The following is a 24,894-nucleotide window of genomic DNA, read 5'->3' as shown; positions in this document are numbered from 1 at the left end:
CTGCGGTTCTTCATTTTTTGAATTCACGTTTGAAGAGTCGGATTCACATATGGCTTAATTTATAATAGAATGATTGTATTCGGGCTGCAAGCGGTTTCTTTTCGGCCGAATCAGCGCTGCCTGAATTCGCATTCGGATTGATCTCACGAGAGAAGAGGATACGACCATGACCATTCGAGCTGTCGCCGAGACCGCCCATCTGCCGCTGTTCGAGGCGCTCGCAAGCGCCGTCCGGCTGGAGATCATTCGCCTGCTGGCCGAAGAGCCGCTCAATAACAAGCGCATCGCGGAGCGGCTGAACCTGAGCCCCGCCATCGTCTCCATGCATGTCCGCAAGCTTCAGGAAGCCGGTCTTGTCCGGTCGGCGATGACGCGCAAAGACGGCGGCACGCACAAAATCAACATGCTCGCGGAGGACATGATCGAGATCGCCCTTCCCAAGCCCAAGTCCAGGGCGGGATCGACGAGCGAGATCAGCATCCCCGTCGGCCATTACGCGCGATTCGAGATCCGTCCGACCTGCGGCATGGCTTCGACCGAGAAAATCATCGGCCAGTTCGACGATCCCCGCTACTTCTACGACCCCGAGCACGTAACGGCCGGCATCCTTTGGTTCGGGCAGGGCTACGTGGAGTACGACATTCCCAATTACGCGCCGGCCTCGGAGCGGATCGAAGCCGTCGAAATCTCGCTGGAGCTGGCTTCCGAGGCGCCGGGGTATAACGACAATTGGCCCTCTGATATTCGGTTCCTGCTGAACGGCATCGAGCTCGGCTGCTGGACGAGCCCCGGCGACTTCGGGCAGGGACGCGGCAAGTACGCGCCGGGCTGGTGGCGGAACGATATCAATCAGTACGGCTTGTTGAAGGTGATCCGCATCGATAATCGAGGCACTTATATCGACGGCCAACGCCTGTCCGATATCGTGCTGGGCGACATTCCCGTCGACCGCACCAAGTGGAGCCTGCGCCTTTCCGTCGACGAAGCGGCCCGGCACATCGGCGGCTTGACGCTGTTCGGCAAAGGCTTCGGCAATTACAATCAAGACATCCTGTTCCGCGCGTACTCGGTAAAGCCGCCGCCGGCGGAATAACCATGGCCCGCCTGCTCGCTTCGAGCCCGGCGTTCGCGATACATAAACCTCTCCGAACGGGGCAGACCTCCGGGAGCATGTCCGGAGCCATGCGGAATGATCGGAATGGCAATCAAATCCTTTGCGTTCGGACAGGCTTATAGTATGCTTACTTTGAAAGGGAGGAGTGAATCGATGACGAAACAACTGATTATCGGCGATGCCGCGCATGAGCTGGCCTCTACTCGCCGCGTTCTGGAACGCTTGCCCGAGGAGCATATGGCCTGGAAACCGCATGAGAAATCGATGACGCTTGGGGGGCTCTCCACGCATCTGATCAACCTGGTGAACTGGCAAGTCGCGATGTTCCAGTACCCGGAATTCGATCTTTCGACCGTGCCGCAGCGGCGCGAGGCGTTGCAGAAGCGCTCGGAGTTTCTCGAGGAGTTCGACGCGAGCGTCGGCAAACTGGAAAAGCTGATGGCCGAATGCGACGAGAAATCGTTGGGCGAAGAATGGACGCTGCGCCACGGCGACCGCATTATCCTCCGCCAGCCGCGGGCGTCCGCTTTCCGTACCGTCGGAATAAGCCACATGATCCACCACCGGGCGCAGCTCGGCGTCTATCTGCGGCTGCTCGACATTCCGGTTCCGGGCATGTACGGTCCCTCGGCCGACGATCGAGCTTGACGAACGATCGAAGCCGATGCGCGGCTTGGGATAGCAAGCAGAGCCATTTCGATTGAAACGTTCGCCATCACCAAGGTGCGGCGGTCATGAAAAAGGAGCGTAACCGGAGACGGCTTTGCGCTCCTTTTTTCATGGTGATCTTCGTCATATGCGCTTATCCGCAGTGACGGCACGCAGCTAGAGATCGTCGCATGAAGGAGTTCGGAATCCGCTGACGAAATAGTTCGAATCGCGATTGCGAAGCGATTAATAGAGGCAATTGGAGGAAATGACAATGGACGCAGAACAGCGGAAAGCACTCGATTCCTTGAACGATCCGGATAAAGAAACCGCCAGGCAGATGATGCAGGCGATAGACCGAGGGGATGCCGAATCGGCGGCACGGCTGTTCGGAACGCATCCATGGCTGAGCGCCTTGATCGACGTTCCCTGCTTCGCCTTCGATAGTCCGGCGATCGTCGCTGCGGCGTCGAGAGGCGATCGCGAGATGGTCGACGTCTTGCTTGCGCACGGGGCGGACATCAATGCGAGAAGCCAATGGTGGGCCGGCGGCTTCGGCGTGCTGCACCATGACCATCAAGCGCTGTCGCGTTACCTGATCGAACGCGGCGCCCATGTCGACGTCCATGCCGCCGCCGCGCTGGGGATGATCGGGACGCTGGCGCGGTCGGCGGAGGAAGATCCCGCCGTCGTGAATCGGCGCGGTCCCGACGGCCAAGTCCCGCTGCACTTTGCCAAGGATCGCCAGGTCATCGATTTTCTGCTATCTCGCGGCGCGGAGATCGATATCCGGGATTTGGATCATGGCAGCACGCCCGCGCAATGGGCCGTGAACGATCCGGACACATGCGGGTATCTCGTCGAGCGGGGCGCGGAGCCGGATGTTTTTATCGCGTGCATGCTGAACGATGCCGCCATGCTGCGCCGTATCCTCGAAGCGGACCCGAATGCCGCGCGTGCGCAGGTCGGCAAAGGGCCCTTCACCTCCGGAGATTCGGACGGCGGCCACATATACGTCTACAAAATCGGTCCGTTCGCGCGCCCGTTAATGCTCGCCCAACGCTTGAACCGCCGCGAGCTCGTCGACGCGATGCTCGCGCATAGTTCGCCGGAGCAGCGGCTTTTGCTGGCTTGCTATAATGCGGATGCGGAAGCCGTCCGCGCGATAACGGCGGCGCACGGGAATCTCGTCGCCTCCTTGCCGCCCGAGGATGAAGCGCTGCTCGTCGATGCGGCTGGCGATCACCGGCTCGATGCGGTCCGCACCATGCTCGAGGCCGGATTCCGCGTGGATGCGCGGCGCGGTCCCCGTTCGTCGACGGCCCTTCATGCGGCCGCCAGCCGAGGCGATCTCGACATCGTCCGGTTCCTGCTTGCCCGCGGCGCATCCGTCGATGCGGAGAACGAATTCGGCGGCGCGCCGCTCAACAGCTGCATCTGGGGATCGATGCACCTCCAAGATGCTGCCGGGGATTATGCCGGGGCAGCGGCGATGCTTATCGCGGCGGGAGCGAGAGTGCCCGATCGCGCGGCCGGAAGCGATAGCGTTCGGAAGCTGCTCATCGCGCACGGAGCAGCGGGCTGACGCTGCCTCTACCGGTTAATGCTGCAGCCGCTCGGCCTGCGCAACTTTATAATGATGGTTTATGTCATTGAGGCACGACCAAGAGCCGTTTGCGCTTCCGCAAACGGCTCTTGCTTCGTTTTGGCCAATTTTATATCAGCCCGGCCTTGCGGCAATTGCCCGATCACACGCTGCGCCTCCCCTTCGGCACCTCGACTACGATGGGGTCGACCGGCAGGATTTGGCATGCGGCTTCGTTTCACGGCGCTTCGCATCTCGCGTCTCATTTGTCACAGATCGTCCTATAGTGTCGTTTTATATCTGACGCGCGCTTCGACAGGAGTTGATTGATCCCGCGACTAAGCAAGAACATCATAGCCTTTGCGCATTTATTCGGTTTTGATTCGGCAATCCATCATCCAAAAGGACGTGCACAAACATGTTAAACAAGTTGAATACGCTATTCGCAGGCTCTTCCGGTACGCCGGGACAAAAGGTCCTGTACATCACGGCTCATCCGAGCACGATCGAGAACTCCTATAGCCTTGCGGTCGGCGAACAGTTTTTGGCCGCTTACAACGAAGCCAATCCGAACGATCAAGTGTTCCATCTCGACTTGTTCCAAGCCGAAATCCCTTACCTGGACAATGAAATCTTCGGCGCTTGGAACAAACTGCAGTCCGGTACGGCATTCGATGGGCTGACCGCCGCCGAGCAAGCCAAAGTCGGCCGGTTGGGCGAATTGGCTGACCAGTTCGTGGAAGCCGACAAATACGTTTTCGTGAACCCGGTATGGAATTTCTCTTATCCGCCGGTATTGAAGGCCTACATCGACTCCGTCTTCGTGGCGGGCAAAACCTTCAAATACACGGCGGACGGCCCTGTCGGGCTGCTTGGCAGCAAAAAAGCATTCCATATCCAAGCCAGCGGCAGCGTGCTGTCCGAAGGCGGATACGCGTCCTTCGAGATGGCTCACCGCCACCTCGACGCCGTCTTGAAGTTCCTTGGCGTCCCTAGCTTCGAAGCCGTATACGTCGAAGGCATGGCCGCGCAATCCGACAAGGCGCAAGAAATCAAAGCCAATGCGATCGCGAGAGCCCGCGAAGCCGCGAAACATTTCTAAACGCCCGTTCCCAAGACCCCATCAAACAACGACTCCCCCGAATCGTCAGCGGCCCCCCAACCGCCGGCGGTTCGGTTTTTTTTCGTTGCGGATCGTTCGGCGCCACGGCTGCCTTATGGATTCGCGCCCGCGAACGATTCTGCCGCTGCGGAGAGGTAATAAGCCAACCCGGTTTGCTGATCTTCAAACATCTTCAGATGAAAGTCGTCACTCATGAAGAATCGGGTCTGCGCCGCGAATTCCTTGGCCGACGTTTGATGTCCGTGTTTATTCATAAAATCAAGGTGGCGGCGAATCCTATTGAAAACTTGCTCGTCGCTATGCTTCGTTCCTTCCCTTAAGGAAGCTGCCATCCCATTCATGAACGTCATGGCTTCAAGCGCCTGTTCATTCATTTCCCGCACATCCGCCAGGGCAACTTCAAGGGGCTCCACCCCGAACGTTTCCTTCAAATACCGATTTTGCTCAGCCAGCGCTCCGTTCCACTCTTCTTCGTTCTCGAAGCCCTTGAACATAGCCGTGTTATCCATGGTTTTCCCTTCCTTCTCACATGCAATGGAATCGCTTAAGGTTTGAACGATCGTTTCCAGCCTTCGTTTACGGGCCAGAAGCAGCTTTTCCTGCTGCGCAAGAATGGAATGCCGGTCCGCATGTTCTTCCATGATTCGCTTGATTTCTTCTAAAGGAAAATCCAACTCCCTGTAAAAAAGAATCTCTTGCAGCCGTTCCAACTCTTTCGTTCCGTACAGCCGGTATCCGGCTTCGCTTACTTTGCCCGGCAACAGAAGGCCGATCCTGTGATAATGATGAAGCGTCTTGATCGTCACGTTGGAAATCTCGGATACTTCCTTTACGGTGTATAACATCGCTCATCCCTCCTTTCTCCCGTAGTTTAAAGTCTTCCCTAAGAGGAGTGTCAAGACCGATTGCCCATGAAACCCATTGACCTTCCCGACAAAAAAGAAGCCGCAATGAAGCGGCTCCTCTGGGCAAAATTCTGTTCCGATTATTCGAAATAAGACGTATCTAAGATTCTCGCATATATATAAGGATTCAAATTATGGCTTTGGACATGAATTTTGATTTTGTCGAGACCGGATACGTCGAACGTAAGCCGCTTGACGTCGTCTTTCGGACTCACGGATTGCATCTCGAGAACGGTCGTGGCCGTATTGGCCGCTTCTTCCGCCGCATTATAGAGCGAGAATTCCACGTCGTGTTCGCCCGGCTCGATGACGGCGGCATCCAATACGAGTTTCTTGTACTGGCGGTCAATCGTGAAGACGATGTCGCCGTACTGGTCGATCTTCAATACCTGCTTGAACTGCTTATCCTTCACTTTCGTCTCCGCGGGGTCTTTGGTCAGCACGGCATAGACGTTGTCGATCTGCATCGGCATGGCGAAAATCGGCGTCTTCTCTCCAGGTACCGCGCCGATGTATACTTTTTGGCTGGCGGCATCGTATTTGATCGGTATTTTCAGCGCTTCGGACAACGCGCGAACCGGCAGATAGTTCGCTCCGTCGTACACGATCGCCGACATTGCTTTTCCGTTGCCGTCTTTAGGCTGCCAAAGCTCGCCATTCAATACGAACGTTGCGCTCTTGTTGAAAAAGGCCTTGATCGGTTCCAAATTAGTTGCTGCATAAGCGGATCCAACAGAGCTGGTAAGGGTAGCGGCAATGAACATAAAAACCAACTTCTTTTTCATAAACTCCCTCTTCATCCTTCCTTATAGAAACTTTTGGTAACGCCAAGATTATAACGTAGTCGTATGCCATGAATATATAGTTCTATTTTCATGCTGCTTTTGACTCCATTTTTATGAAGATTACATAAAATTCCCAACAAAAAATGCCGCGAATTACGCGGCATTGCATGCGATGCGGTATTGATCTCGATCTGCCGTTACCTGCCGGCGTTACTCCCTCTTGCTACCCATTTAGGCTTCTGCTTCGGCTTCGCTTTGGCATTCGGATTGGGATGGGAAGAGTTCGGTTTTGCGTTGGCGCTTGGCTTGGCATTGGAGTTTGGCTTGCCGTTCGGGCCGCGGTTGGCCTTCGGCGCCGTGTTCGCGTTGGTCTTGGCGGGGGCCGGCCGTCCCGCTGCCTGCCGACCGGTCGTCTCCTCCTTCGGAGCCGCGGTCATGATTACCATCGGGTACGGATGCTCCGTCACTTCGGGAATGTTTTTGCCGATCAATTTCTGAATATCCTTCAGAAACGGAAGCTCTTCGAACTCGCAGAACGAGATCGCGGTCCCGCTCAGTCCCGCCCGACCCGTCCGGCCAATCCGGTGAACGTAGGTTTCCGGGACGTTGGGCAGATTGAAGTTAATGACATGCGACAGCTCGTCGATGTCGATTCCCCGTGCCGCGATGTCGGTTGCGACCAATACGCGCGTCGCGCCGCTCTTGAAATTGCTCAATGCCGCTACGCGGGCATTTTGCGACTTGTTGCCGTGAATGGCTTGGGCGGCAATGTTCGCTTTATTCAATTCGCGCACCACGCGGTCGGCGCCGTGCTTGGTACGGGTGAATACGAGCGCCGACGTGATGGATTTATCCTGGAGCAGGCGATTCAACAGGTTTTGTTTGTTTCCTTTATCCACCTTGTACAGCGATTGCGCGATCCGATCCACGGTCGAGGACACGGGCGTGATTTCGATCTTCACCGGATTCACCAACAGCGTTTGGACGAGCTTGGCGATCTCCGGCGGCATCGTCGCCGAGAAGAACAGCGTCTGCTTCTTGCTCGGCATCTTCGCGATGATTCGCTTCACGTCATGAATAAAGCCCATATCCAGCATGCTGTCCGCCTCGTCGAGCACGAGGATCTGTACATGCTGCAGATCGATCAGCTTCTGGCTCATCAGATCGATCAGCCTGCCCGGCGTCGCGATCAAAATATCCACGCCCTGCTGCAGCGTCCGCTCCTGCGCTTTTTGCGAGACGCCGCCGACGATCGCCGTGCTGCGCAAGGACGTAAATTGGCCATAGGCTTTTACGTTATCGTAAATCTGAATGGCAAGCTCCCTCGTCGGGGTCAATATCAGCGAGCGAATATGGCGCTGCGCGCCGGGTCTGCTCGGCTGCTCGCTCAGCAGCTGGATGATCGGCACGGCAAACGAAGCCGTCTTCCCCGTTCCCGTTTGGGCGCAGCCGAACAAGTCCTTGCCGGCCAACGCGGCCGGGATCGCCTGCTCCTGGATCGGAGTCGGCGTCGTATAGTTCTCTTTCGCTAAAGCTTTCAAAATCGCGGGCGCAATATTCAATTCTTTAAAGTTCATTTTGTCTCCTTATTGTATCCATCATAGTGGATTCCCATTATCTTGAACGAGCGCTGCGGCATGCCGCTCGCCGTTCCTTCTGTTATAACGTATAAGGATACCATAGAAGTGGACATAAAAAGAAGCAGGATTTTTCCCGCCCGACGTTCGGCGCGTATTTTCATAGGAATCCGCAGCCTCATATCCGTGCAACCCGTGTCCATTATCGCCGATATTTCGCTCTTCGTAAAACGAAAAAAGCCGCTGCATGCAGCGGCTTTTTTCGAGTCCATGATTCATACGTTTGCCATGTTGGCTCGACTTGCAGCCGTAACATCAGCGGGAATACGCGGTCCGTTGCCGGGTTAGATCTGCGCCACTCCGCCGTCGACGAATAATTCAACGCCGTTAATATAGCTGCTTTCATTCGAAGCAAGAAACAGGACCGCATTCGCGATTTCTTCGGTTTGCCCGACTCTTCCGAGCGGGATTTCTTGCCTGGCCTGTTCCAAGAAGCTTTCTAATTCGGCGCCGAACAATTCATCGTAAGCCGGCGTAACGACGGTGCCCGGGCTGAGGACGTTGACGCGGATTTCGGTTCCTTTCAGATCCAGGATCCAACTGCGAATCAATTGCCTGATTGCCGCTTTCGATGCGCCGTATACGCTGAACGCCGGCATTCCCGCAGCGCCCGCCGTGGATCCCGTCAGAATGATCGAGCCTTTATTGTTCGGAAACAGCGGCAATGCCTTCTGCACCGTGAACATTGTTCCTTTGACGTTGACGTCGAAGGTCTTGTAATAATGCTCTTCCGTGATCTGACCCAGCGGAAGCAAGGACCCGAGGCCGGCATTCGCAAAGAGGATATCCAAATGCCCCTTCTCCCGCTTCACGGTGTCGAACAGCTTGTCCAGGTCTTCCAACTTGGAAATATCGCCTTGCACGCCCGTTACGTTCTTTCCGATCAGCTTCACCGCCGCGTCCAGCTCGCTTTGTCTGCGACCCGTAATAAACACATGCGCGCCTTCTTCCGCGAACTGCCGTGCCGTTGTCAAACCGATGCCGCTCGTGCCCCCGGTGACTACCGCTACCTTGCCTTCGAACTTACCCATATGATGACGCTCCTTCATGGTGAATTTTAGTTTTGCCTAAGAAATCCAAGCGCCTGTTTCATCGAAAAAGCGTGATGAACTTCCTATGCCACCAAGTATGCATCAAAAGTAACCATATGAGAAGTACGCACTATTTTGTTATATAGTCACCGTTTAGTGATAATTGCGAAGAAGCAGGCAAGTCATTGTGCGCAGATCGCGTACAGTTCGGTCAAGCTGGCGATCGTATAGGTGCTCTGAATCTCCGGCGGGCTGCTTTGCCCTTTGCGGTTGATCCAGCAGGTATGGAGTCCGAATCGAAGGCCGCCTTTAATGTCGGTGTTTAACGAATCCCCGATCACGAGCGCATCCGCGATCGCGAAATCACGGATATGCGCCGCAACGTATTCGAAAAACGGCCGGGACGGTTTTTGATAACCGATGCTTTGCGAATCGAAAATGGCTTCGAAATAGTCATGCAGGCCCGATTGTTGCAATCGCTTGATCTGCGTCCGGGTGATTCCGTTCGTGACGATAAACAGCCTGTGCGTCTTGGATAGGCGCTGACAGACCTCCAACGCGCCTTCCATGAGCAGCTGGCTGCCGCTGCCCAGCAGCTCGCGGTACAGGTTCTCCCACTCGATGCCGTCGACGACTTTTCCCAGCCTTAGCATCGTTTCCGAGAAACGGGAATTCAGGACCGCATCCAATGCGATCGTTCCGTTCTCGTAATCTGCCCATAGCTGCTTGTTGACGGCATGGTACGCCTGCAGCAATTCGTCCGAAACCGCATGTCCGTATTGCCCGAACAACCGGGTCAACGATTCCGTCTCGTTCGCGCCGAAATCGAGCAAGGTGTCATCCAAATCGAATAATAGCAGCTTGTAGCCCATGGTTCCTCCCGTATTGAAATGCAAGCAATCCCCGCACGGTGAATGCACGGGGATATCGCCTGCGATTTTGATTTGTCTTATTTGCTTGCGGACGGCTGATATTCGCCGGGAACCATCCCCGTCGAGATCGCCATGCGGTTCCAGCAGTTGATCGCGTTGATCGCCATGATCAAATCGACGAATTGCGCCTCGTCGAAGTGCTCGCGGACCTGCATGTACAATTCCTGCGGCACGCCGCCAACCGAAATTTTCGTCACCGCTTCCGTCAGCGCCAGCGCGGCCCGCTCGGATTCCGTGTAGAACGGAGCTTCCCGCCATGCGTTCAGCAAATAAAGCCGCTGCTCCGTCTCGCCCAGGGCGCGCGCGTCCTTCGTATGCATATCCAAGCAGTAGGCGCAGCCGTTGATTTGCGATGCGCGGATCTTGATCAGCTCCCATAATTTAGGGTCGAGGCCGCTCTTCTTCACGTACCCTTCCAATTTCAGTAGCGTCTGCAGGGATTCCGGCTGTACCTTCATATAATTCAGTCTCAATTCCATATGTCGTAGCACTCCTTCGAATTTGTTCGGATAATGGGTAATTCGGATCGGCAAGTCGGTTCCATACGAACTGAGTATCTCCTGCTCCACTTTGCCTCATTCCAGCAGCCGGGTTGCCGTTCATACGGCTGAATTCCAAGCTTGCCCATGGACCTTCGTTAAGCATGCTCCCGGAGGCTTGAATACGAAGCTGCTTCTTGTCGGATGCTAAGCCCGTGATGCCTTCAGGCGCGTAGCGGACCGTTCGTTTCTCCGGAAATACATACGGCGTCGATATCTGCTTAAGCCTGTTCGTTTTGCCGGAGCAGTTTGCCACAATTGCAGACCTGCGCTTTCTTATGCCTGCTCGGGGAACATTCCCGTGGAGATCGCGATGCGATTCCAAGCATTGATCGTATTGATCGCCATAATGATCGTCACGTATTCCGCTTCGTCCACGTGCGCCCGAACGCGTTCGTACAAGTCCTGCGGCACGCCTTGCTCGGAGATGCGGGTGACGGCTTCCGTCAGCTCCAGCACCGCTCGCTCTTTGTCGGAATAGAACGGGGCTTCGCGCCACGCGTTCAGCAGATAAATCCGCTGCTCCGTCTCGCCCATCTTGCGCGCCTCTTGCGTATGCATGTTGATGCAAAAGGCGCATCCGTTAATCTGCGATGCCCGGATCTTGACGAGCTCGTACAGATTGGCATCCAACCCGCTCGTTTTGATGAACCCTTCCAATTTCAACATCGTCTGAAAAGCGCCCGGATTGGTTTGCATGTAATTAAATCTTACTTCCATCGTAATCTCCTCCGTAACCGGTAGTTTTATTTTGTCTATCGAAATTAAACGTCGACAATACTTATCGGCGATCAACTTCATCCACAATATAGCCTTTTCAAATGCGGCTGTCAACCGGAAATGAAGCGCCTTTTTGCCGGAAATGACCCGAATCCCCCATTTGACAAGGGTTTTAAATCCACCTAAGATGATTAATAGCATAGTCAGAAAGCAGGTGTACGCATGCAGTATAGTATTGGCGTAGAATATGGACTGCATTGCTTGGTATATTTAATCGATCTTCCTCCCGACGCTACCATCGGAATAAAAGAGCTTTCCGCTTTCCAAGGCGTGTCGGAGACGTACCTCTCGAAGGTGTTCGGCAAACTGACGAAAGCCGGCATCGTGAGTTCCGTTCCCGGTGTCAAAGGCGGCTATCGGCTGGCCAAGTCTCCGGACGATATATCCTTCTGGGACGTCGTCGAAGCCGTCGAGGGCAAGACCCCTATATTTCAATGCAAAAACATTAAAGATAACAGCTACCTCTGCCAGGACCCGGAATACGCGGCATGCGCCAAGGCAACTCCGTGCACGATCAACATGGCCATGGTCGAAGCCGAGGAGAGCATGCGCAACGCGCTGCGCAACAAATCGCTTACCTGGTTGAACGAGGAGCTCGAGCGCGTGCTGACCCCGCAATCGCGCAAGGAGACGCGCGAGTTTTTCGCGGCCGGCGGCAAGGTTTAACGCCGCAGTCGCATGCATGACGATGCCGCCAGCCGGGGGACATGCCATCCAGACATTCAGACATGACAAAGAAGCCACGACTGCCGCATTGGCGCGGCATTCGTGGCTTCTTCGCGTTCGTAATAATCGGCTCGTCCGGTTACGACCACCCGTTCACGCGCCCGTTAGACGCCTCGCACGGGCCGCCGCGGCGAAGATTAGGTCGTCCCTGCAACGGCTACGCCGTTGAATACCGCCGGCCCGGACAGAATCAGATCGATGAAGCCGTCCGTCGCGATGAAGAGGACGTACCGGATCTCGCCGGCCAGGACATCCGGCGCCGGCGGGAAATCGGCTGCGCTGACGCTGATCGGAAACAGCACGCCCGGCTGCTCGATCTCGAACTGCTCGTTCCAGATCGTGACGCCCGTTCCTGCCGTCCCGTCGCCGCCGCGCTCCACGCTGAGCGAGACGACGGTCGGGCCTTCTTCCGGCGGCGGGCCGGAAAAAGCGATGCCCGCAGTCCCGGTCAGCAATACGCGGACATCGGACGTGTTCAGCGGAATCGCGCCGACGACTTGAAGACCGATATCGCCGATCAACAACGGCAAATCGGATAATGGTTCTTCCCCGCCAAAGCCGTTGTTGTGCATCGACAAGCGTTGGTCGAGAAATTGAATCGCCATACTAATCACCTCGCTCTCGTTTATCGTATTCTATGAAAATACGAAGAAAACGGGACTAGTCTATGGCGAAAACAAGCTAAATCAGGCCAATCGAGGGGTTATCCGACCCTCGCTGCCTATTCGATGACCGGGCGGATGCAGGCAACGGCATCAAGGACCGGATTGGCGGTCCTTCACCCGCTTTAACGTCGCGACGATCAAGAAACTGACAATGACGAGCAGCAGCCAGGAGCTCACTTTGCCGAGATGAACGAGCCGCCACGAGGCGGACTGGTCCGGATATTCCCATGCGCCGAAGAACGTCGCGATGTTTTCCGCGATCCAGATGAAGAACCCGATCAACGCGAACGAAGACGCAAGCGGCATCCGGTAACGGATACCTCCGACCTCGAACCCGACCCATGTCCGCCAGAATACGAGCAGCACGAGCGCCGACAGCCACCAACGGACATCGATCCAATAATGATGGGTAAAAAAGTTCAGATAGATCAGGGCGGCAAGCGTCACGACCGCCGGGAACGGCGGCCATCCCACCAGCTCGACCTTCAACCGCCGCCATGCTTGGCACAGATAGCTCGCCACGCTCGCGTACATGAATCCGCTGTACAGCGGAACGCCGAATACCTTCGAATACCCCTCCCCCGGGTACGACCACGACCCCATATGCACCTTGAACATCTCGAGTGCCAGGCCGATCAAGTGAAACAACGTAATCACTTTCAGTTCATCGCGCGTTTCGAGACCGGAACGCACCATCCACGCTTGCATCGCGAGGCAAATGAGCAGCAGCCAGTCGTACCTCGGAAGCCAAGGGAGCGGGACAAGCCGGGTGATCGCGAGCGAGGCGAAAATAACGACGGGAAACAGGCACGACCATGCCTGCTCCCAGCCGAATCGAATGAGCTGCAACGCCGCCCTCTTCATGATATTCTCCCGCCGCCCCGCGATATCCTGACGGCCAGGCCAGGCCGGGCCGGGCGCGGCGAAGCTTTCCGCACGATCATTCTTCGGCCTCTTCGTCCGTCTTATATTCCAAAACATCTCCGGGCTGGCAATCCAAAGCTTTGCAGATCGCCTCCAAAGTGGCCAATCGAATCGCTTTTGCCTTGCCGTTCTTCAGGATCGAGAGATTGGCCATCGTGATGCCGACCTTCTCCGAAAGTTCGGTCACGCTCATTTTCCGCTTTGCCAGCATCACGTCGATATTGATAATGATCGCCATGTTATTCACCTCAGACCGTCAAATCGTTTTCCGATTTGATCGCGATCGCCTCTCTTAAGAGCATTTGAAGTACGGCGGCAAAGACGGCGATCACCAAGGAGGCGAAGATCAGCACCAGTCCGATGACGATCATGCCCGGGGCATCGTCTTTCTCCGCCACGAGATAGAAGAGCGGCAAGCCGGCCGCCAAAAGGATGCCGATCGCGATCGCGCTGGCTTTGATGTTCTTCAAAGCCCGTACGGATAATTCCGAGAAAGCGCGATTCGCGTCAATATAATTTAATAGACGAAAAGCTTGGTGCAAGGCGAAGTAAAACGGTAGCGCCGCCGCGTACAAATCGATGAAAACCAGCGCTTTCAGATAGCGCAGGTCCGGATATAATTCCACCGCGAAATTCGCGAGCCCCGGCACCACGAAGATGCACAGCGCAAGGATGGGTATGCCGATCAGTATGACGGCCGCCTTCAAAAAGAGTGTCGTTCCACGTTTCATGACAAAGCCCTCGCTTATCTTTGAATTTAAGAACAATTTAGCACATTATTTATCGTTTTACAATAAATAATTACCGATAGTAAATATATTATTGTTGTTAGAAAGATATTCGTTCGCATGCACAAAAAAAGCATTCCCCCATGACAAGGGAATGCGCTAAACGATACCAATATGGATGCTAGCTCAAGTCGTATAGGCATCTTGCCCGGGGCCGGCTCCCAGCCATAACGACTTGAGCGGCACCATCGAATCCGCGGGCACGTAATAATGGAAGCAGTTGCTGCTGATGTCCCCGAGCAGCTGGCGGCGAATCGTCGATGCGCCTTCCAGCATCCGTTCCGAAGCTCGGTGATAATCGATCGGCCGCATCCAGATCGGGCTGTAGCCGATGAACAGCTGCCGCCGGGTGAAGCCGGACCGGTTCGGCGCGCCGGCATGCCACAGGTTTTGCGGGAAGATGAACACGTCGCCCGGTTTGCCGCACACCTGCAGCTCCCCTTCGACGGGCACGTCCACGCTCGTTTGCACCGGAGTGAAATCGGCCTTCAAATGACTCCCCGGGATGATCTTCGTGTTGCCGCGATCCGGTTCCGACATGTCGCTCAGAATGTAGCACGCTTTCACGTAGTACGTCGAAGCAAGCCCGTGGATACGCGGAAACTGCGGATGCGGTCCGTCCTGATGCCAGTTGATGAAGCTTTGGGAAGGCGTCCGGACATCGTCCGGATTCGGCTTGCGCACCGTCAAGTGGGAGATGTGCAGCTGGATGTTGTAGCCGAGCAGGTTCACCATGAGCGGCAGCAGCGCCGGCTCGTCGATCAGTCCGGCAAAGTCCGGATGCCGTTCGACGCTGTTATACCAGTTATAGGACAGCGCCTCGGGTTCGCCGGCGAGCAGCTCGTCGACGGCCAGGTTAAGCCGCGCCACCCGTTCTTCCGTCAGGACATCCCGCAGGATCAAGTAGCCGTCGCGCTGAAATTGCCTGACAAGCTCCGGCATATCGGGCTGTCTCGGGGTCGTCATGCGGCGTTCCTCCTCCTTATTTGCCGTAACCGAGATCTTCCAGCTGCTTGGTCGATGCATCCATGTACGTTTTGAAGTTCATGCTCGATTCCAGCGTTTTGAGGAAGGCGTCGTATCCGGTAATCGGGTTTTTCCCGTAAATGAATTTCACGAATTCTTCTTCGATGAACCGCGTGGCGTCCGCCGGATTATAGCCGTCGGGATTGGACAGGAATCCGCTCAGGATCTGGATTCTCGGCTGGCTGTTGGCAAACTCGATATAGGGGGATTGCGGCGCGAACTTGGTTTGCAGGTAGGTCATCTCCGGGCGTCCGGTAAACTGGTACAGCCAGGTAAAGCCCGCCTCCTTGCCCATCAGCTCCGTCGGCACGACTTTATCGCCTTCCAGGTTGTAGTGCATGCCCGGAATGCCGAACTGCACGAGCAGCGAGCCGTCCTTGCCGGATACGTAGTTCAGCAGATCGAATACCTTTTGCAGCTTTTCCTTGTCGTTCTCCAGCGCCTTCGGGATCGCGTACATGCCGGAGGAACCGCCCGCGTCGAACGGACCGTCGTATTGGCCGCCCGGTCCCTTCGGAGGCGCGAGCTGAATCCAATCGGCGTTCGGGTTCACTTTCTTGATCTGCTCGGTGAATTGATCCTTGCTCAGGTTCGGCCAGTCGATCCAGACGATGCCCGCCTGCCCCTTGATCGCCTTCTCCTGATGCTGCAGGCCGGTGTTGGCCATGATCTCCGGGTCGACCGCGCCGGTGTCGTTCAGTTTCTTGATGAATGCGAGCGCGTCCTTCATCGCCGGATCGTACAGGGAATTGACCAGCTTCCCGTCCTTGACGTAAAACGTGTTCGGGTCCCCTACGCCGAATGCGCCGAAGATCGGAGCGAACGTGGAAAATTTGCTGCCGGTCAGCCCGATCGTATCCTTCTTGCCGTTACCGTCCGGATCCTGCTCGGCGAACGCCTTCGTCACGTTCAGGAACTCGTCGATCGTGGAAGGCGGCTGAAGGCCGAGCTTGTCGAGCCAGTCTTTGCGGATCCAATACGTATTGTACGGGATATTCGGCGCTTTCGGAATCGCGTAGACGTCGCCGTCCATCGTCGTCTTCTTCAAGCTCTCGTCGCCGATGAATCCTTTGACGTCCTGCAGCTTATCCATGTAGGGCGTCAGGTCGAGCAGCAGCCCTTGATCCACGAATTGCTTCAGCGCGGCACGGTCCGGCACTTGGAACAAATCCGGAAAATTGCCGGATGCCATCCGTACGTTCAACTGGTTCTTGTAATCGTCCCCCGAGGCGTAGACGGTAAGATTCAAGTCCGTCTGAATCGCTTTGTCGATCGCCTGTTTGATAAAGTCCTTGTCCGGCGTCGGCAAATTGTTGCCCGTCTCGATGATATCGAGTTTGACCGTGCCGGCCGAAGCGCCGGAGCTTTCGGCATCCTTCGCCGGTGCGGCATTATCCGCGGCGTTGGCCGGTTTGTCGGTATTGTTCGTTGCGGCATTGGCCGGCTTGTCGGCATCCGAAGCTTCCCCGTTCGAGGAATTGCCGGATGAACAGCCCGCAAGCACGCTGCACGAAAGCATGAAGACGGCGAGCATGACGGATACGACTTTCATTCGTCTCATTGTATGAACCCCTTCCCTTGTAAGGCCAGGCGGCGAAGCGACGAAGCGGCGGTGCGGTCCATTCAGAGGTGGACGGCGATCGGGATCCATTATCCGCAACCGCGCTGCAAGCTTCGCGAGGCCTTCCATGCACATGGTATTGTTTCAACCGGCCGCGCCCGTTCCTGCAGTAAACGGACGTGCCGAGCTTCAACCTTTGACGGAGCCGAGCAGCATGCCTTTCGTGAAGTGCTTTTGCAAGAATGGATAGACGACGATAATCGGCAGGCTGGCCATGATGACCGAAGCCATTTGCAGCGTTTCGCCCGGCGTCATGTTGTCGACGTTTTCGAGCGGCTGCTGGGTTTGAATCAATATTTCGCGGACGACTACCTGAAGCGGGAACAGCGTCCGATCGGTCACGTACATGATCGCTTGAAAAAATTCGTTCCAGTGCCCCACCGTGTAGAACAGTCCGATGGTCATCGTGACCGGTATGGAGAGCGGAGCGACGATTTGCAGCAAGATCCGGAACTCCTTGGCCCCGTCGATTCTCGCGGATTCGAACAGCTCCTCCGGGAGCGACTCGTAGAAGCTCTTCATGATCAGCACGTTGAAGCTCCATACGAGATTGGGCAGGATCATCGCCCAGATCGAATCCAGCAGCCCGAGCGCCTTGACGACCAGATACGTCGGAATGATGCCGCCGCTGAACAGCAGCGTGAACACCACCATCATCAGGAAAAAGTTACGGCCCGGGAGCTGCTTGCGGCTTAAGGGATACGCCATTAAGGCGGTTACGACCAGATTAAGAATCGTGCCGATCACGGTTACCAGCACGGTCACCTTGAAGGCGCTCGGAATATTCGATTCCGTGAGCAGCTTATGGTAAGCGTCGAAGGTGATCGATTTCGGGATAAGAATGAAGCCGCCGTTCTTCAGCACTTCGCTGAACGGCGTCAGCGAGACGGACAGGACATACAGCAGCGGAAACACCGCGGCAAGTCCGCATCCGAACAGGATGACGAACACGACGATATTGACGACGCGGTCGTTCGTGCCGTTTACCATATGCCTTCCCCCCAGCGCTTCGCCAGTTTGTTCGATCCCAGCACCAGGACCAGTCCGATCGCGGCCTTGAATAATCCGACCGCCGAGGCCAGGCTGAAGTTCAGCTGCTGCAGGCCGGTGCGGAATACCCACGTATCGAGAATGTCGGCGACGGCATAGACCTGCACGTTGTACATGATATAGATCTGCTCGAAGCCCGCGTCCAGGATATGGCCCAGGTTCAAGATCAGCAGCATGATGATGACGGTCCGGATGCCGGGCAGCGTCACATGCCAGATCATGCGCATTCTGCCGGCGCCGTCCACCCGCGCCGCCTCGTACAGCGTCGGGTCGATGCTGGCAATGGCCGCCAAATAAATGATCGCGCCCCAGCCGAGATTTTGCCAAATCTCCGAACCGACCAAGATCGACCGGAAATACGACGTCGAGGTCAGGAAGGGAATCGCCGTTCCGCCCGCGTCCTCCAGCCATTGGTTCAACAAGCCGGAGCTCTGGGACAGCAGCGCGAGCAGGATGCCGTAGATGATGACCCACGACAGGAAATGCGGCATGTACGTCAGCGTTTGAATCAACGACCGGAACCACTTGATCCGGCATTCGTTCAGCAGCAGCGCCATGGCGATCGGCGGAACCATGCCGAAGATCAGCTTGTAGACGCTGATCAGAAACGTGTTGGTCAGCAGCTGCGAGAAATAGGGCGATTCGAAGAATGCGAGGAAATGCTTGTTCCACGGGCTGGCCCACGGGCTGGACCAGATCCCTTCCATCAAGTTGTAATCCTTGAACGCGATGATGACGCCGTACATCGGGATGTATTTGAAGACGATGTAATACAGGAGTCCCGGAAGCAGCATCACGTAGAAAGCCTTGTACCGCCATATGTTTCTGCCGAATGCGGACAGGACGCCCGGTTGCGCCGCGGGGTCTTGCGCGGAATGGACTGAAGTCCGCCGGTTCATCGGAATCACCTCGCTTTTCGTGTAAACGCATTCAATCGGATGGCGTAAACCAAGTATAGCAAGGGCGGCCAGGCTTCAACTATGCAGTGATGTTGCGAAATGACGTACAAAACCGACAATTTTTCGTGAGGTCGCCTCAAACCAATCAGCTGTAGCTGAATGCTGAGCCGACCGGGGGTCGGCTCAAACCAATCAGCTGTAGCTGAATGCCGAGCCGACCGGGGGTCGGCTCAAACCAATCAGCTGTAGCTGAATGCCGAGCCGACCGGGGGTCGGCTCAAACCAATCAGCTGTAGCTGAATGCTGAGCCGACCGGGGGTCGGCTCAAACCAATCAGCTGTATTCCACCGGGATCGTGATTTGGACGACCGTTCCAATCTGGGGAAAACTCCTTATCCGCAGTCCGTACGCATCCCCGTAGCGCAGGCGCAGGCGATGGTGGACGTTTGCCATTCCGATGCCGGAGGGCGGCTCTCCGGCGCGTTCCGCCGGCGGCTCTTCCAGTGCGCCGCGGAGCTTCGAGCGCTCCATCCCCGCCCCGTTGTCGCGGATATAGAACCGCAGCTTCCCATTGCGGACGGCGCCCCGAACGCGGACGAGTCCGTCCTCGCGGCGGCTCGGCACGATTCCGTGGAAGACGGCGTTCTCCAGGATCGGCTGCAGCGTCAGCTTCAGGATGCGGCAGGACAACGCTTCGGGATCGATGTCCCGGACGTACGCGAATTTGTCGCCGTACCGGATCTTCTGAATCTGCATGTACATGTCCAGCCCTTCCAGCTCTTCCTTCACCGCGATGAATTCCGACGTTTTGTCGAAGCTGAGCGAGAGCACGCCGACCAGCGCCCTGATCGTTTCCTTGACCTCTTCCGTCCGGTGCTGCTTGGCCAAGCTTCCGATGCAGGCGAGCGTATTGTACAGAAAATGCGGCGCGATCTGACTCTGCAGCACCTTCAGCTCGAGCTGCTTTTTCCGCTCTTCCATCTGCTTCGTTTCCTTCAATAGATTGCGGATCCGCTCCATCATCGCGTTGAAGCTTTGCGCGAGCCGCCCGATCTCGTCCTCCCGCTTCACGACGAGGCTCGGGATCACGCCCATGTCATGGACCCTGTCCATCTTGGCCGCGAGCATCCGGATCGATTTGGTCAAGTAGCGGGACATGACAAACGCCATGAACAAGAGGATCACGAGCCAGATGGCCGCGGCCGTCTTGTACGTATCGAGCAGGCGGGTGACGTTCTGATAGAAATAACGGTCCTTGATCAGCACGAACAGCGTCCAGCCGAGCCGGTTTTGTCCGGATTTGACGACTACGAGCTTGCCCGCCGCACCGCTCATCTCGCTTGCCGTCACCGGAAGACCGGCCAACCGGCTGACGAAGGGCTCCGGCAGGTCTTCGTGATACGTGCCCGGCTTTTGCGGCAGCATGCCGTTGTCGCGGTCGAACGTGACCACCTTGTCCTTGTCGGACATGATCACGAACGTCTGATAGGTGCCGGAGGTCAATTCGATGATTTTCCGGTTCAGCTTTTCCAGATCGAGCTCGATGACCGCCACCCCGATCATGGTGCCGTTGTCGCTGACGGGAAGCGAGATGGCGACCGTCGCGCCGGAGAGCGGCGATACGTAGGGCTGACTCACGACGGCCGCCCCGTAAGTCTGCTGCGATTTGTCGTAGATCGCGCTCAGATTGGGGTTGCCCATGATGTCGTAATTGACTTGGGCGCTTGCGTATACGCTGCCGTCGTTGCGGATGAAGTACAGCGTTTTGGCGAACGCGCTGTTGTTTTCGGCAATGAACCGCAGCGATTCGGACAGCTCGCCGCCGTCCTTGTCCAGCAGCGTCTTGGCGTCCGTGGCCAGCAGCAGCAGCACGTTCCGGCCGTTGTCCAGATACGTATCCAGGAACTGGTTCGTGCGCGCGATCAGGATTTCGGAGTCCGATACCATCTGGTTCTTGAACAGGTCGGCGGCCTTGTAATAGTTGTTCCAAGCGAGGAAGATGAAGAATGCGAACGTGACGATGAATAAAAACAGAAACTGCCTGGTCGCAAGGCTCCATCTCCGGTACCAACGGTACAGAGGTCTCATCGGTCATCCCCCTTTGCCGTGTTGATCCGCCATCCTCAGCTCGGTCGGCGCGGCGCCCGTCCATTCGCGGAAGATGGCGGCGAAATAGCGATAGCTCGGAATGCCGACCTGCTGCGCGACCTCGTAGACCTTGAGCGACGTCTGCAGCAGCAGCGCGGTCGCCTTCTCGATTCGTTTCCCGGTCACGAAATCGTTAAATGGCACGCCCGTCTCTTCCCGGAACAGCCGGCTCAAATAATGCGGGCTCAGTCCCACCTCCCGGGACACGGCGTTCAGCGTGATCGGCTTCTCCAGGTTCGCTTCGATATACGCCTTCGCGTCGGTAATTTCCCTGCGGCACTTCCGGACCCGATCCGGCGATTCGATGGCATGCGCGAACGCTTCCGCCAATTCATCGAGCGTCAGGGCTTCCGCGACCCTGCTCGACGCTTTGCGCCCCTTCATGCCTTGGACCGCTTGTTCCCGGCGCCAGTCCCGCAGCCAATCGGCGACGAACAGCCGCAGCTCTTCCGGCGCGCAGCGCCTGCCTGCCGCCCATGGGACGAATTCTCCGCGGATCGCCTCCGCCAGTTGATCCCGGTTCCACTTCGCTTTATGCAGCTTGACCGACATTTCATGCGCGTCCGGCTCGTCAAGCGGTGCCGATCCGGCCAAAGGCGCCTCGAACAATCGGCAAGCGCTTTCATAAAACGCCGCATCCGGTTTCTCGCAAGCCCCGCGGTATCGATCGGCAAACTCCTCGCATCGCCCGATCGGCTCGCCGATGACGCCGTACAACCTGGTGGCGCCGCTGAGAAAGGAGAGCTTGCGGTCGAGCGATCGGTACAACGCTTCGATCAACGTTTCCAGCTCGCGACGCAATGCCGGCGGATCGCCGATCTCGGCGCGGAATGCCAGCACATAGACCCCGTTATCCGCCGGCACCCAGGAGAACGGCTTCATGCGCTCCAGCGAGCTCAGCTCGTCTTCGAGCGCATGATGAACGATCAGCCGTCCTTCCTTTCTCGTCTCCGCATGCAGCGCGGCAAGCCGCAGCGGAAGCGAGGTCCGGAAGGCGGCTTGCAGCCAAGCGGTCAGCTCGCCGTCGTCATGCGGCTGCCGGGACAAGGCCAGCAGCCGCTCGGAAGCGAGCCGCCGCCCGCGCTCCGCCGCGCCGAGCTGCAACGATTTCTCGCGGTGCACGGCCGCTTTCGCCAGGCGCAGCGCCGCCTCGAGATCGCGGTCGTCCATCGCGACCTTCACGAGGTACTCCACCGCGCCGAGCTTGACCGCTTCTTTCGCGTAGGCGAAGTCCGAATGGCAGGTGAGCAGGATCACCTGCACATGCGGAAGCTCCGCCTTCAGGCTTCGGAATAGTTCGAGCCCGTTCATAACCGGCATCGTGATGTCCGTGATCACGATATCCGGCGCCAGGCAGCGGCATAACCGCAGCGCCTCCTCGCCGTTCTCCGCCTCTCCGATCCATTCGGTCCCATGCTGCTCCCAGGCAAACAGCCGAAGCTCTTGACGGATCGGCAGTTCGTCATCGACTACCAATACGGTCGGACGATCGTCGTTCATGCGGCACCCCTCCCGAAAGCAATCTACTTAAAACGAATATATGTAGAAGCAACTATACTTTATAGCAATCTTTTAAATGAAAACAACAAGAAAGATGGCCTGCAGATCTGCTGCAAGACCATCTTATTGTTCGCGCTCGTAGACTATTCGTACACCCGGACCTCGACGATCTCCGCGCACGGGCTGCCGTTGGTCGAGTAGGCCGCGATTCGGAGCTTGTCGGCGGACACCGCCGTGCCCAGCGTATGGACAAGTTTGCGCTTGTGATTGTTTTGTCCCTCCGCCACGGCGGTCCATTCTCCGTTCGCGTATACCTCGACGGCATAATTGCGAACCAGTTCCGGCAGGATGGCGAACGGCGTGCGGTGGTGATGAAGGTTGATCAGGTCCTCGTTTACGTCGTCATTGAACGTGACGTGAATCGACCGGACCTTCACCTGCTTCGCCCAGCTCAGCTCCAGCCACTCCGGCTCGTCTTCCCGCAGCGCGGCGGATGACCACATGCGCGGTCCCGCGAACGGACGTTGGTAGCCGTCGACGGCTTTCTCCGGAGAGAACGCGCGCGTCGGCGAGAGCAGTCGGAAGCAGAACGGCTTGCGCACGAGCGGCCGCATGCTCCATTGCATGACGGGCTGCGACGGCTGATGGTCTTCGAGGTCCGCGGATACGGACGGCGCCGGTCCCTTGACGAATGCGAGGACGCCCGTTTGCGGCCGGTCGGACAGATGCAGCGACAGCCGCGCGTCGGCTTTGATCACGAGAAAGGCGTTCTGCGGCGCATCCGGTTTCCAATTCAGGTCCAGCTTCACCCATTGCTTGATCCCTTTGCCGACCTGCGCCGACGCGGTCGCCTGCAGCGTATGCGGCACGTAATTCTCGCCGCGTCCCGTATTCCACAGCTCGACCGTCAGCGTCGCGGCGTCTTCGGAGTCCAGCAGCAGCTCGATGCCGTCGATGTCCGGGTCCGCCGGCAGCAGCAGGCCCATATCGGACTTGAGCGGCCAGACTTCCGCCGGCGTCTCCGCCGCGAGCCGCGCGAGCGCGCTGGATGCCTTGACGGTCGCCTGCAGCGCCAGGTCGGCCGCATCCTCGTTGCGCAGGCCGATGATCGAAGCGTCCTGCTTCAGCATCGTTTGCTGCAGCTCGCGCAGATGGCCGCGATGCAGCTCGCGCGGCGTAATGCCTTTCTCCACGCTTAACGCGGCGCCGGTGCCGGCAGCCTCCCCGATGACCGCGCAGGTCGCCATGACCCGCGTCGTGCCGAACGCGACATGCGAGGCGCTGATATCGCGGCCGGCCATCAATAAATTATGGACGTTCACGGAATACAGCGATCGGAAAGGGATATGGTAGATGCCGTCCATATGCATGTGCTTGGATCCGCTCTCCGTAGAATACATGCCTTGCGGCGGGTGCAGGTCGATGGACCAGCCTCCGAACGCGACGCGGTCTTCGAATTCGCGCTGCGCCACGATGTCGTTCTGGTTGAGCACGTAATCGCCGACGAACCGACGGTACTCCCGCTTTCCGGGTATCGAGCCGACCCATTCCAGCGTCATATGGTCGGCATCGAATTTGCCCGAATTCTTGATGTAGTCCCAGATGCCGTAGATGGCGGCCCACAGCTCGTCGCGAATTCGCTCGTTGTCGTGAACGGTATCCAGCTCGCCGCCCCATTCGATCCACCAATAGGAACAGCCGTTATCGCCGCTGCGGATGACCCGCTTCAACGGAATCGTCGTCTGCGCGATGTCTTTGGCGAAGGAAGGCGGGATGAACTGCACCGGGTGGCCCGCATCCTTCGTATAGAACAGCAGCGTGCTGCCGAGCGTGATATCGTCGGCCACGACCGGCGCCCACTCTTCGTTGTATTCGTCCTTCGACTCGCGGCCGACCCGGTGCTTGGCGCCGGCGAGAAACCCGACCAGCCCGTCGCCCGAGCAGTCGAGAAAGACGGCGCTTTCAAATCTGATCTTGCGCTCGGAGCCCATCATCCAGCCGGTCACGGAACGGATCGTCCGGTCGTTCTCTCCGCCGTCGGCGTCGACTTCATGCACGTCCGTATTGAGGAACAAGCGGATATTCGGTTCCGCCCGCACCGCCTCCATCACGACCAAATCCCAGAAATAAGGGTTGCCGTCCGGATTGCGGAATTGGTTCTCGACGAACAGCTCGCCCATGATGCCGGTTTCCCTTGCGTAACGGTGCGTTCCGTGCGCCGTCGCGCCGCACACCCACACTCTGACCTCGCTGCTGGAGTTTCCGCCGAGCACGGGCCGGTTCTGAACGAGCGATACCGTCCTGCCCAGCCGAGCCGCGGCGATCGACGCGCATACCCCCGCCAGTCCGCCGCCCACGACCGTAATATCCGAGGTCACGATCTCTTGCTTCATATGCCATGCACTCCTTCGAAGATCATGAATGAATATCTATGGTTTCATAGTATAAGATCCCCTTTTCGATTAACA

23 protein-coding genes are annotated in these 24,894 nt (G+C 57.2%); 5 read left to right on the top strand and 18 right to left on the bottom strand.

Features of this window, described 5'->3' with window-relative positions:
* Nucleotides 1–166 precede the first annotated feature (166 nt).
* From AC50YL_RS19250 to AC50YL_RS19235, 4 genes are all read left to right on the top strand, one after another.
* Nucleotides 167–1,093: an ArsR/SmtB family transcription factor gene (locus AC50YL_RS19250; protein ID WP_494833972.1), complete on the top strand. Its 927-nt coding sequence runs from the start codon at nt 167–169 to the stop codon at nt 1,091–1,093.
* A gap of 174 nt (nt 1,094–1,267) precedes the next feature.
* Nucleotides 1,268–1,762, top strand: coding sequence for a DinB family protein (locus tag AC50YL_RS19245; protein ID WP_494833971.1), 495 nt, complete (start codon nt 1,268–1,270; stop codon nt 1,760–1,762).
* Nucleotides 1,763–2,036: 274 nt separating this feature from the next.
* A complete protein-coding gene (locus tag AC50YL_RS19240) occupies nt 2,037–3,347 on the top strand; it encodes an ankyrin repeat domain-containing protein (RefSeq protein ID WP_494833969.1) in 1,311 nt (436 codons plus the stop codon).
* Between the two features lie 418 nt (nt 3,348–3,765).
* On the top strand, nt 3,766–4,449 hold the full coding sequence (locus AC50YL_RS19235) for an NAD(P)H-dependent oxidoreductase (RefSeq protein WP_494833967.1): 684 nt from the start codon (nt 3,766–3,768) through the stop codon (nt 4,447–4,449).
* 113 nt (nt 4,450–4,562) lie between these two features.
* Here the strand turns inward: AC50YL_RS19235 and AC50YL_RS19230 are convergent, their stop codons facing one another.
* The 7 genes from AC50YL_RS19230 to AC50YL_RS19200 all read right to left on the bottom strand — a co-directional run bounded on the left by AC50YL_RS19230 (nt 4,563) and on the right by AC50YL_RS19200 (nt 11,019).
* Nucleotides 4,563–5,315: a MerR family transcriptional regulator gene (locus AC50YL_RS19230; RefSeq protein ID WP_494833965.1), complete on the bottom strand. Its 753-nt coding sequence runs from the start codon at nt 5,313–5,315 to the stop codon at nt 4,563–4,565.
* 140 nt (nt 5,316–5,455) lie between these two features.
* Nucleotides 5,456–6,082, bottom strand: coding sequence for a stalk domain-containing protein (locus AC50YL_RS19225; protein ID WP_494833963.1), 627 nt, complete (start codon nt 6,080–6,082; stop codon nt 5,456–5,458).
* 275 nt (nt 6,083–6,357) lie between these two features.
* A complete protein-coding gene (locus AC50YL_RS19220; RefSeq protein WP_494833961.1) occupies nt 6,358–7,737 on the bottom strand; it encodes a DEAD/DEAH box helicase in 1,380 nt (459 codons plus the stop codon).
* A 344-nt stretch (nt 7,738–8,081) separates the two neighbouring features.
* The gene (locus AC50YL_RS19215) at nt 8,082–8,828 is read right to left on the bottom strand and encodes an SDR family NAD(P)-dependent oxidoreductase (RefSeq protein ID WP_494833960.1); all 747 of its coding nucleotides are present in this window, start codon (nt 8,826–8,828) and stop codon (nt 8,082–8,084) included.
* 182 nt (nt 8,829–9,010) lie between these two features.
* Nucleotides 9,011–9,700, bottom strand: a complete 690-nt coding sequence (locus AC50YL_RS19210; RefSeq protein WP_494833958.1) for a YjjG family noncanonical pyrimidine nucleotidase — start codon at nt 9,698–9,700, stop codon at nt 9,011–9,013.
* 77 nt (nt 9,701–9,777) lie between these two features.
* Complete coding sequence (locus AC50YL_RS19205) at nt 9,778–10,239, bottom strand: carboxymuconolactone decarboxylase family protein (RefSeq protein ID WP_494833957.1); 462 nt, start codon at nt 10,237–10,239, stop codon at nt 9,778–9,780.
* A gap of 336 nt (nt 10,240–10,575) precedes the next feature.
* Nucleotides 10,576–11,019 carry a carboxymuconolactone decarboxylase family protein gene (locus AC50YL_RS19200; RefSeq protein WP_494833955.1) on the bottom strand — a complete coding sequence of 148 codons (444 nt, stop codon included), beginning with the start codon at nt 11,017–11,019 and terminating at the stop codon, nt 10,576–10,578.
* A gap of 222 nt (nt 11,020–11,241) precedes the next feature.
* Here AC50YL_RS19200 and AC50YL_RS19195 point away from each other — a divergent pair, with 222 nt between their 5' ends.
* A complete protein-coding gene (locus AC50YL_RS19195; protein ID WP_494833954.1) occupies nt 11,242–11,745 on the top strand; it encodes an Rrf2 family transcriptional regulator in 504 nt (167 codons plus the stop codon).
* 197 nt (nt 11,746–11,942) lie between these two features.
* Here the strand turns inward: AC50YL_RS19195 and AC50YL_RS19190 are convergent, their stop codons facing one another.
* The 11 genes from AC50YL_RS19190 to AC50YL_RS19140 form a co-directional block, all read right to left on the bottom strand.
* A complete protein-coding gene (locus AC50YL_RS19190; protein ID WP_494833952.1) occupies nt 11,943–12,410 on the bottom strand; it encodes a hypothetical protein in 468 nt (155 codons plus the stop codon).
* A 150-nt stretch (nt 12,411–12,560) separates the two neighbouring features.
* On the bottom strand, nt 12,561–13,334 hold the full coding sequence (locus AC50YL_RS19185; protein ID WP_494833951.1) for a DUF817 domain-containing protein: 774 nt from the start codon (nt 13,332–13,334) through the stop codon (nt 12,561–12,563).
* A 76-nt stretch (nt 13,335–13,410) separates the two neighbouring features.
* The gene (locus AC50YL_RS19180; RefSeq protein WP_494833949.1) at nt 13,411–13,632 is read right to left on the bottom strand and encodes a helix-turn-helix domain-containing protein; all 222 of its coding nucleotides are present in this window, start codon (nt 13,630–13,632) and stop codon (nt 13,411–13,413) included.
* Between the two features lie 10 nt (nt 13,633–13,642).
* Nucleotides 13,643–14,125: a DUF2975 domain-containing protein gene (locus AC50YL_RS19175; RefSeq protein ID WP_494833947.1), complete on the bottom strand. Its 483-nt coding sequence runs from the start codon at nt 14,123–14,125 to the stop codon at nt 13,643–13,645.
* A 183-nt stretch (nt 14,126–14,308) separates the two neighbouring features.
* Nucleotides 14,309–15,148 (bottom strand): phytanoyl-CoA dioxygenase family protein, encoded by an 840-nt coding sequence (locus AC50YL_RS19170; RefSeq protein WP_494833945.1) that lies wholly within the window; start codon nt 15,146–15,148, stop codon nt 14,309–14,311.
* Nucleotides 15,149–15,164: 16 nt separating this feature from the next.
* Nucleotides 15,165–16,769 (bottom strand): extracellular solute-binding protein, encoded by a 1,605-nt coding sequence (locus tag AC50YL_RS19165; RefSeq protein WP_494833943.1) that lies wholly within the window; start codon nt 16,767–16,769, stop codon nt 15,165–15,167.
* Between the two features lie 189 nt (nt 16,770–16,958).
* The gene (locus tag AC50YL_RS19160; protein WP_494833941.1) at nt 16,959–17,819 is read right to left on the bottom strand and encodes a carbohydrate ABC transporter permease; all 861 of its coding nucleotides are present in this window, start codon (nt 17,817–17,819) and stop codon (nt 16,959–16,961) included.
* Nucleotides 17,813–18,673 (bottom strand): ABC transporter permease, encoded by an 861-nt coding sequence (locus AC50YL_RS19155; protein ID WP_494834449.1) that lies wholly within the window; start codon nt 18,671–18,673, stop codon nt 17,813–17,815. The genes AC50YL_RS19160 and AC50YL_RS19155 overlap by 7 nt, the downstream gene beginning before the upstream one ends.
* A gap of 438 nt (nt 18,674–19,111) precedes the next feature.
* Entirely contained in the window at nt 19,112–20,866 is a 1,755-nt protein-coding gene (locus AC50YL_RS19150; protein ID WP_494833939.1) for a histidine kinase, read from the bottom strand.
* Nucleotides 20,867–20,869: 3 nt separating this feature from the next.
* Nucleotides 20,870–22,426, bottom strand: coding sequence for a response regulator (locus AC50YL_RS19145; RefSeq protein ID WP_494833937.1), 1,557 nt, complete (start codon nt 22,424–22,426; stop codon nt 20,870–20,872).
* 143 nt (nt 22,427–22,569) lie between these two features.
* Nucleotides 22,570–24,819 (bottom strand): FAD-dependent oxidoreductase, encoded by a 2,250-nt coding sequence (locus AC50YL_RS19140; protein WP_494833936.1) that lies wholly within the window; start codon nt 24,817–24,819, stop codon nt 22,570–22,572.
* Nucleotides 24,820–24,894 lie beyond the last annotated feature (75 nt).

The organism is Paenibacillus sp. J22P277 (genome assembly GCF_059383675.1).
Note: the sequence above shows the minus strand (reverse complement) of the source record. Positions and strands in the feature narration are given on the sequence as shown.

Excerpts from the sequence above, each read along its gene's own strand:
- AC50YL_RS19250 (WP_494833972.1), top strand. The coding sequence starts at position 167 with ATGACCATTCGAGCTGTCGCCGAGACCGCCCATCTGCCGCTGTTCGAG.
- AC50YL_RS19245 (WP_494833971.1), top strand. The coding sequence starts at position 1,268 with ATGACGAAACAACTGATTATCGGCGATGCCGCGCATGAGCTGGCCTCT.
- AC50YL_RS19240 (WP_494833969.1), top strand. The coding sequence starts at position 2,037 with ATGGACGCAGAACAGCGGAAAGCACTCGATTCCTTGAACGATCCGGAT.
- AC50YL_RS19235 (WP_494833967.1), top strand. The coding sequence starts at position 3,766 with ATGTTAAACAAGTTGAATACGCTATTCGCAGGCTCTTCCGGTACGCCG.
- AC50YL_RS19230 (WP_494833965.1), bottom strand. The coding sequence starts at position 5,315 with ATGTTATACACCGTAAAGGAAGTATCCGAGATTTCCAACGTGACGATC.
- AC50YL_RS19220 (WP_494833961.1), bottom strand. The coding sequence starts at position 7,737 with ATGAACTTTAAAGAATTGAATATTGCGCCCGCGATTTTGAAAGCTTTA.
- AC50YL_RS19215 (WP_494833960.1), bottom strand. The coding sequence starts at position 8,828 with ATGGGTAAGTTCGAAGGCAAGGTAGCGGTAGTCACCGGGGGCACGAGC.
- AC50YL_RS19210 (WP_494833958.1), bottom strand. The coding sequence starts at position 9,700 with ATGGGCTACAAGCTGCTATTATTCGATTTGGATGACACCTTGCTCGAT.
- AC50YL_RS19205 (WP_494833957.1), bottom strand. The coding sequence starts at position 10,239 with ATGGAATTGAGACTGAATTATATGAAGGTACAGCCGGAATCCCTGCAG.
- AC50YL_RS19200 (WP_494833955.1), bottom strand. The coding sequence starts at position 11,019 with ATGGAAGTAAGATTTAATTACATGCAAACCAATCCGGGCGCTTTTCAG.
- AC50YL_RS19195 (WP_494833954.1), top strand. The coding sequence starts at position 11,242 with ATGCAGTATAGTATTGGCGTAGAATATGGACTGCATTGCTTGGTATAT.
- AC50YL_RS19190 (WP_494833952.1), bottom strand. The coding sequence starts at position 12,410 with ATGGCGATTCAATTTCTCGACCAACGCTTGTCGATGCACAACAACGGC.
- AC50YL_RS19185 (WP_494833951.1), bottom strand. The coding sequence starts at position 13,334 with ATGAAGAGGGCGGCGTTGCAGCTCATTCGATTCGGCTGGGAGCAGGCA.
- AC50YL_RS19180 (WP_494833949.1), bottom strand. The coding sequence starts at position 13,632 with ATGGCGATCATTATCAATATCGACGTGATGCTGGCAAAGCGGAAAATG.
- AC50YL_RS19175 (WP_494833947.1), bottom strand. The coding sequence starts at position 14,125 with ATGAAACGTGGAACGACACTCTTTTTGAAGGCGGCCGTCATACTGATC.
- AC50YL_RS19170 (WP_494833945.1), bottom strand. The coding sequence starts at position 15,148 with ATGACGACCCCGAGACAGCCCGATATGCCGGAGCTTGTCAGGCAATTT.
- AC50YL_RS19165 (WP_494833943.1), bottom strand. The coding sequence starts at position 16,769 with ATGAGACGAATGAAAGTCGTATCCGTCATGCTCGCCGTCTTCATGCTT.
- AC50YL_RS19160 (WP_494833941.1), bottom strand. The coding sequence starts at position 17,819 with ATGGTAAACGGCACGAACGACCGCGTCGTCAATATCGTCGTGTTCGTC.
- AC50YL_RS19155 (WP_494834449.1), bottom strand. The coding sequence starts at position 18,673 with ATGCTGCTTCCGGGACTCCTGTATTACATCGTCTTCAAATACATCCCG.
- AC50YL_RS19150 (WP_494833939.1), bottom strand. The coding sequence starts at position 20,866 with ATGAGACCTCTGTACCGTTGGTACCGGAGATGGAGCCTTGCGACCAGG.
- AC50YL_RS19145 (WP_494833937.1), bottom strand. The coding sequence starts at position 22,426 with ATGAACGACGATCGTCCGACCGTATTGGTAGTCGATGACGAACTGCCG.
- AC50YL_RS19140 (WP_494833936.1), bottom strand. The coding sequence starts at position 24,819 with ATGAAGCAAGAGATCGTGACCTCGGATATTACGGTCGTGGGCGGCGGA.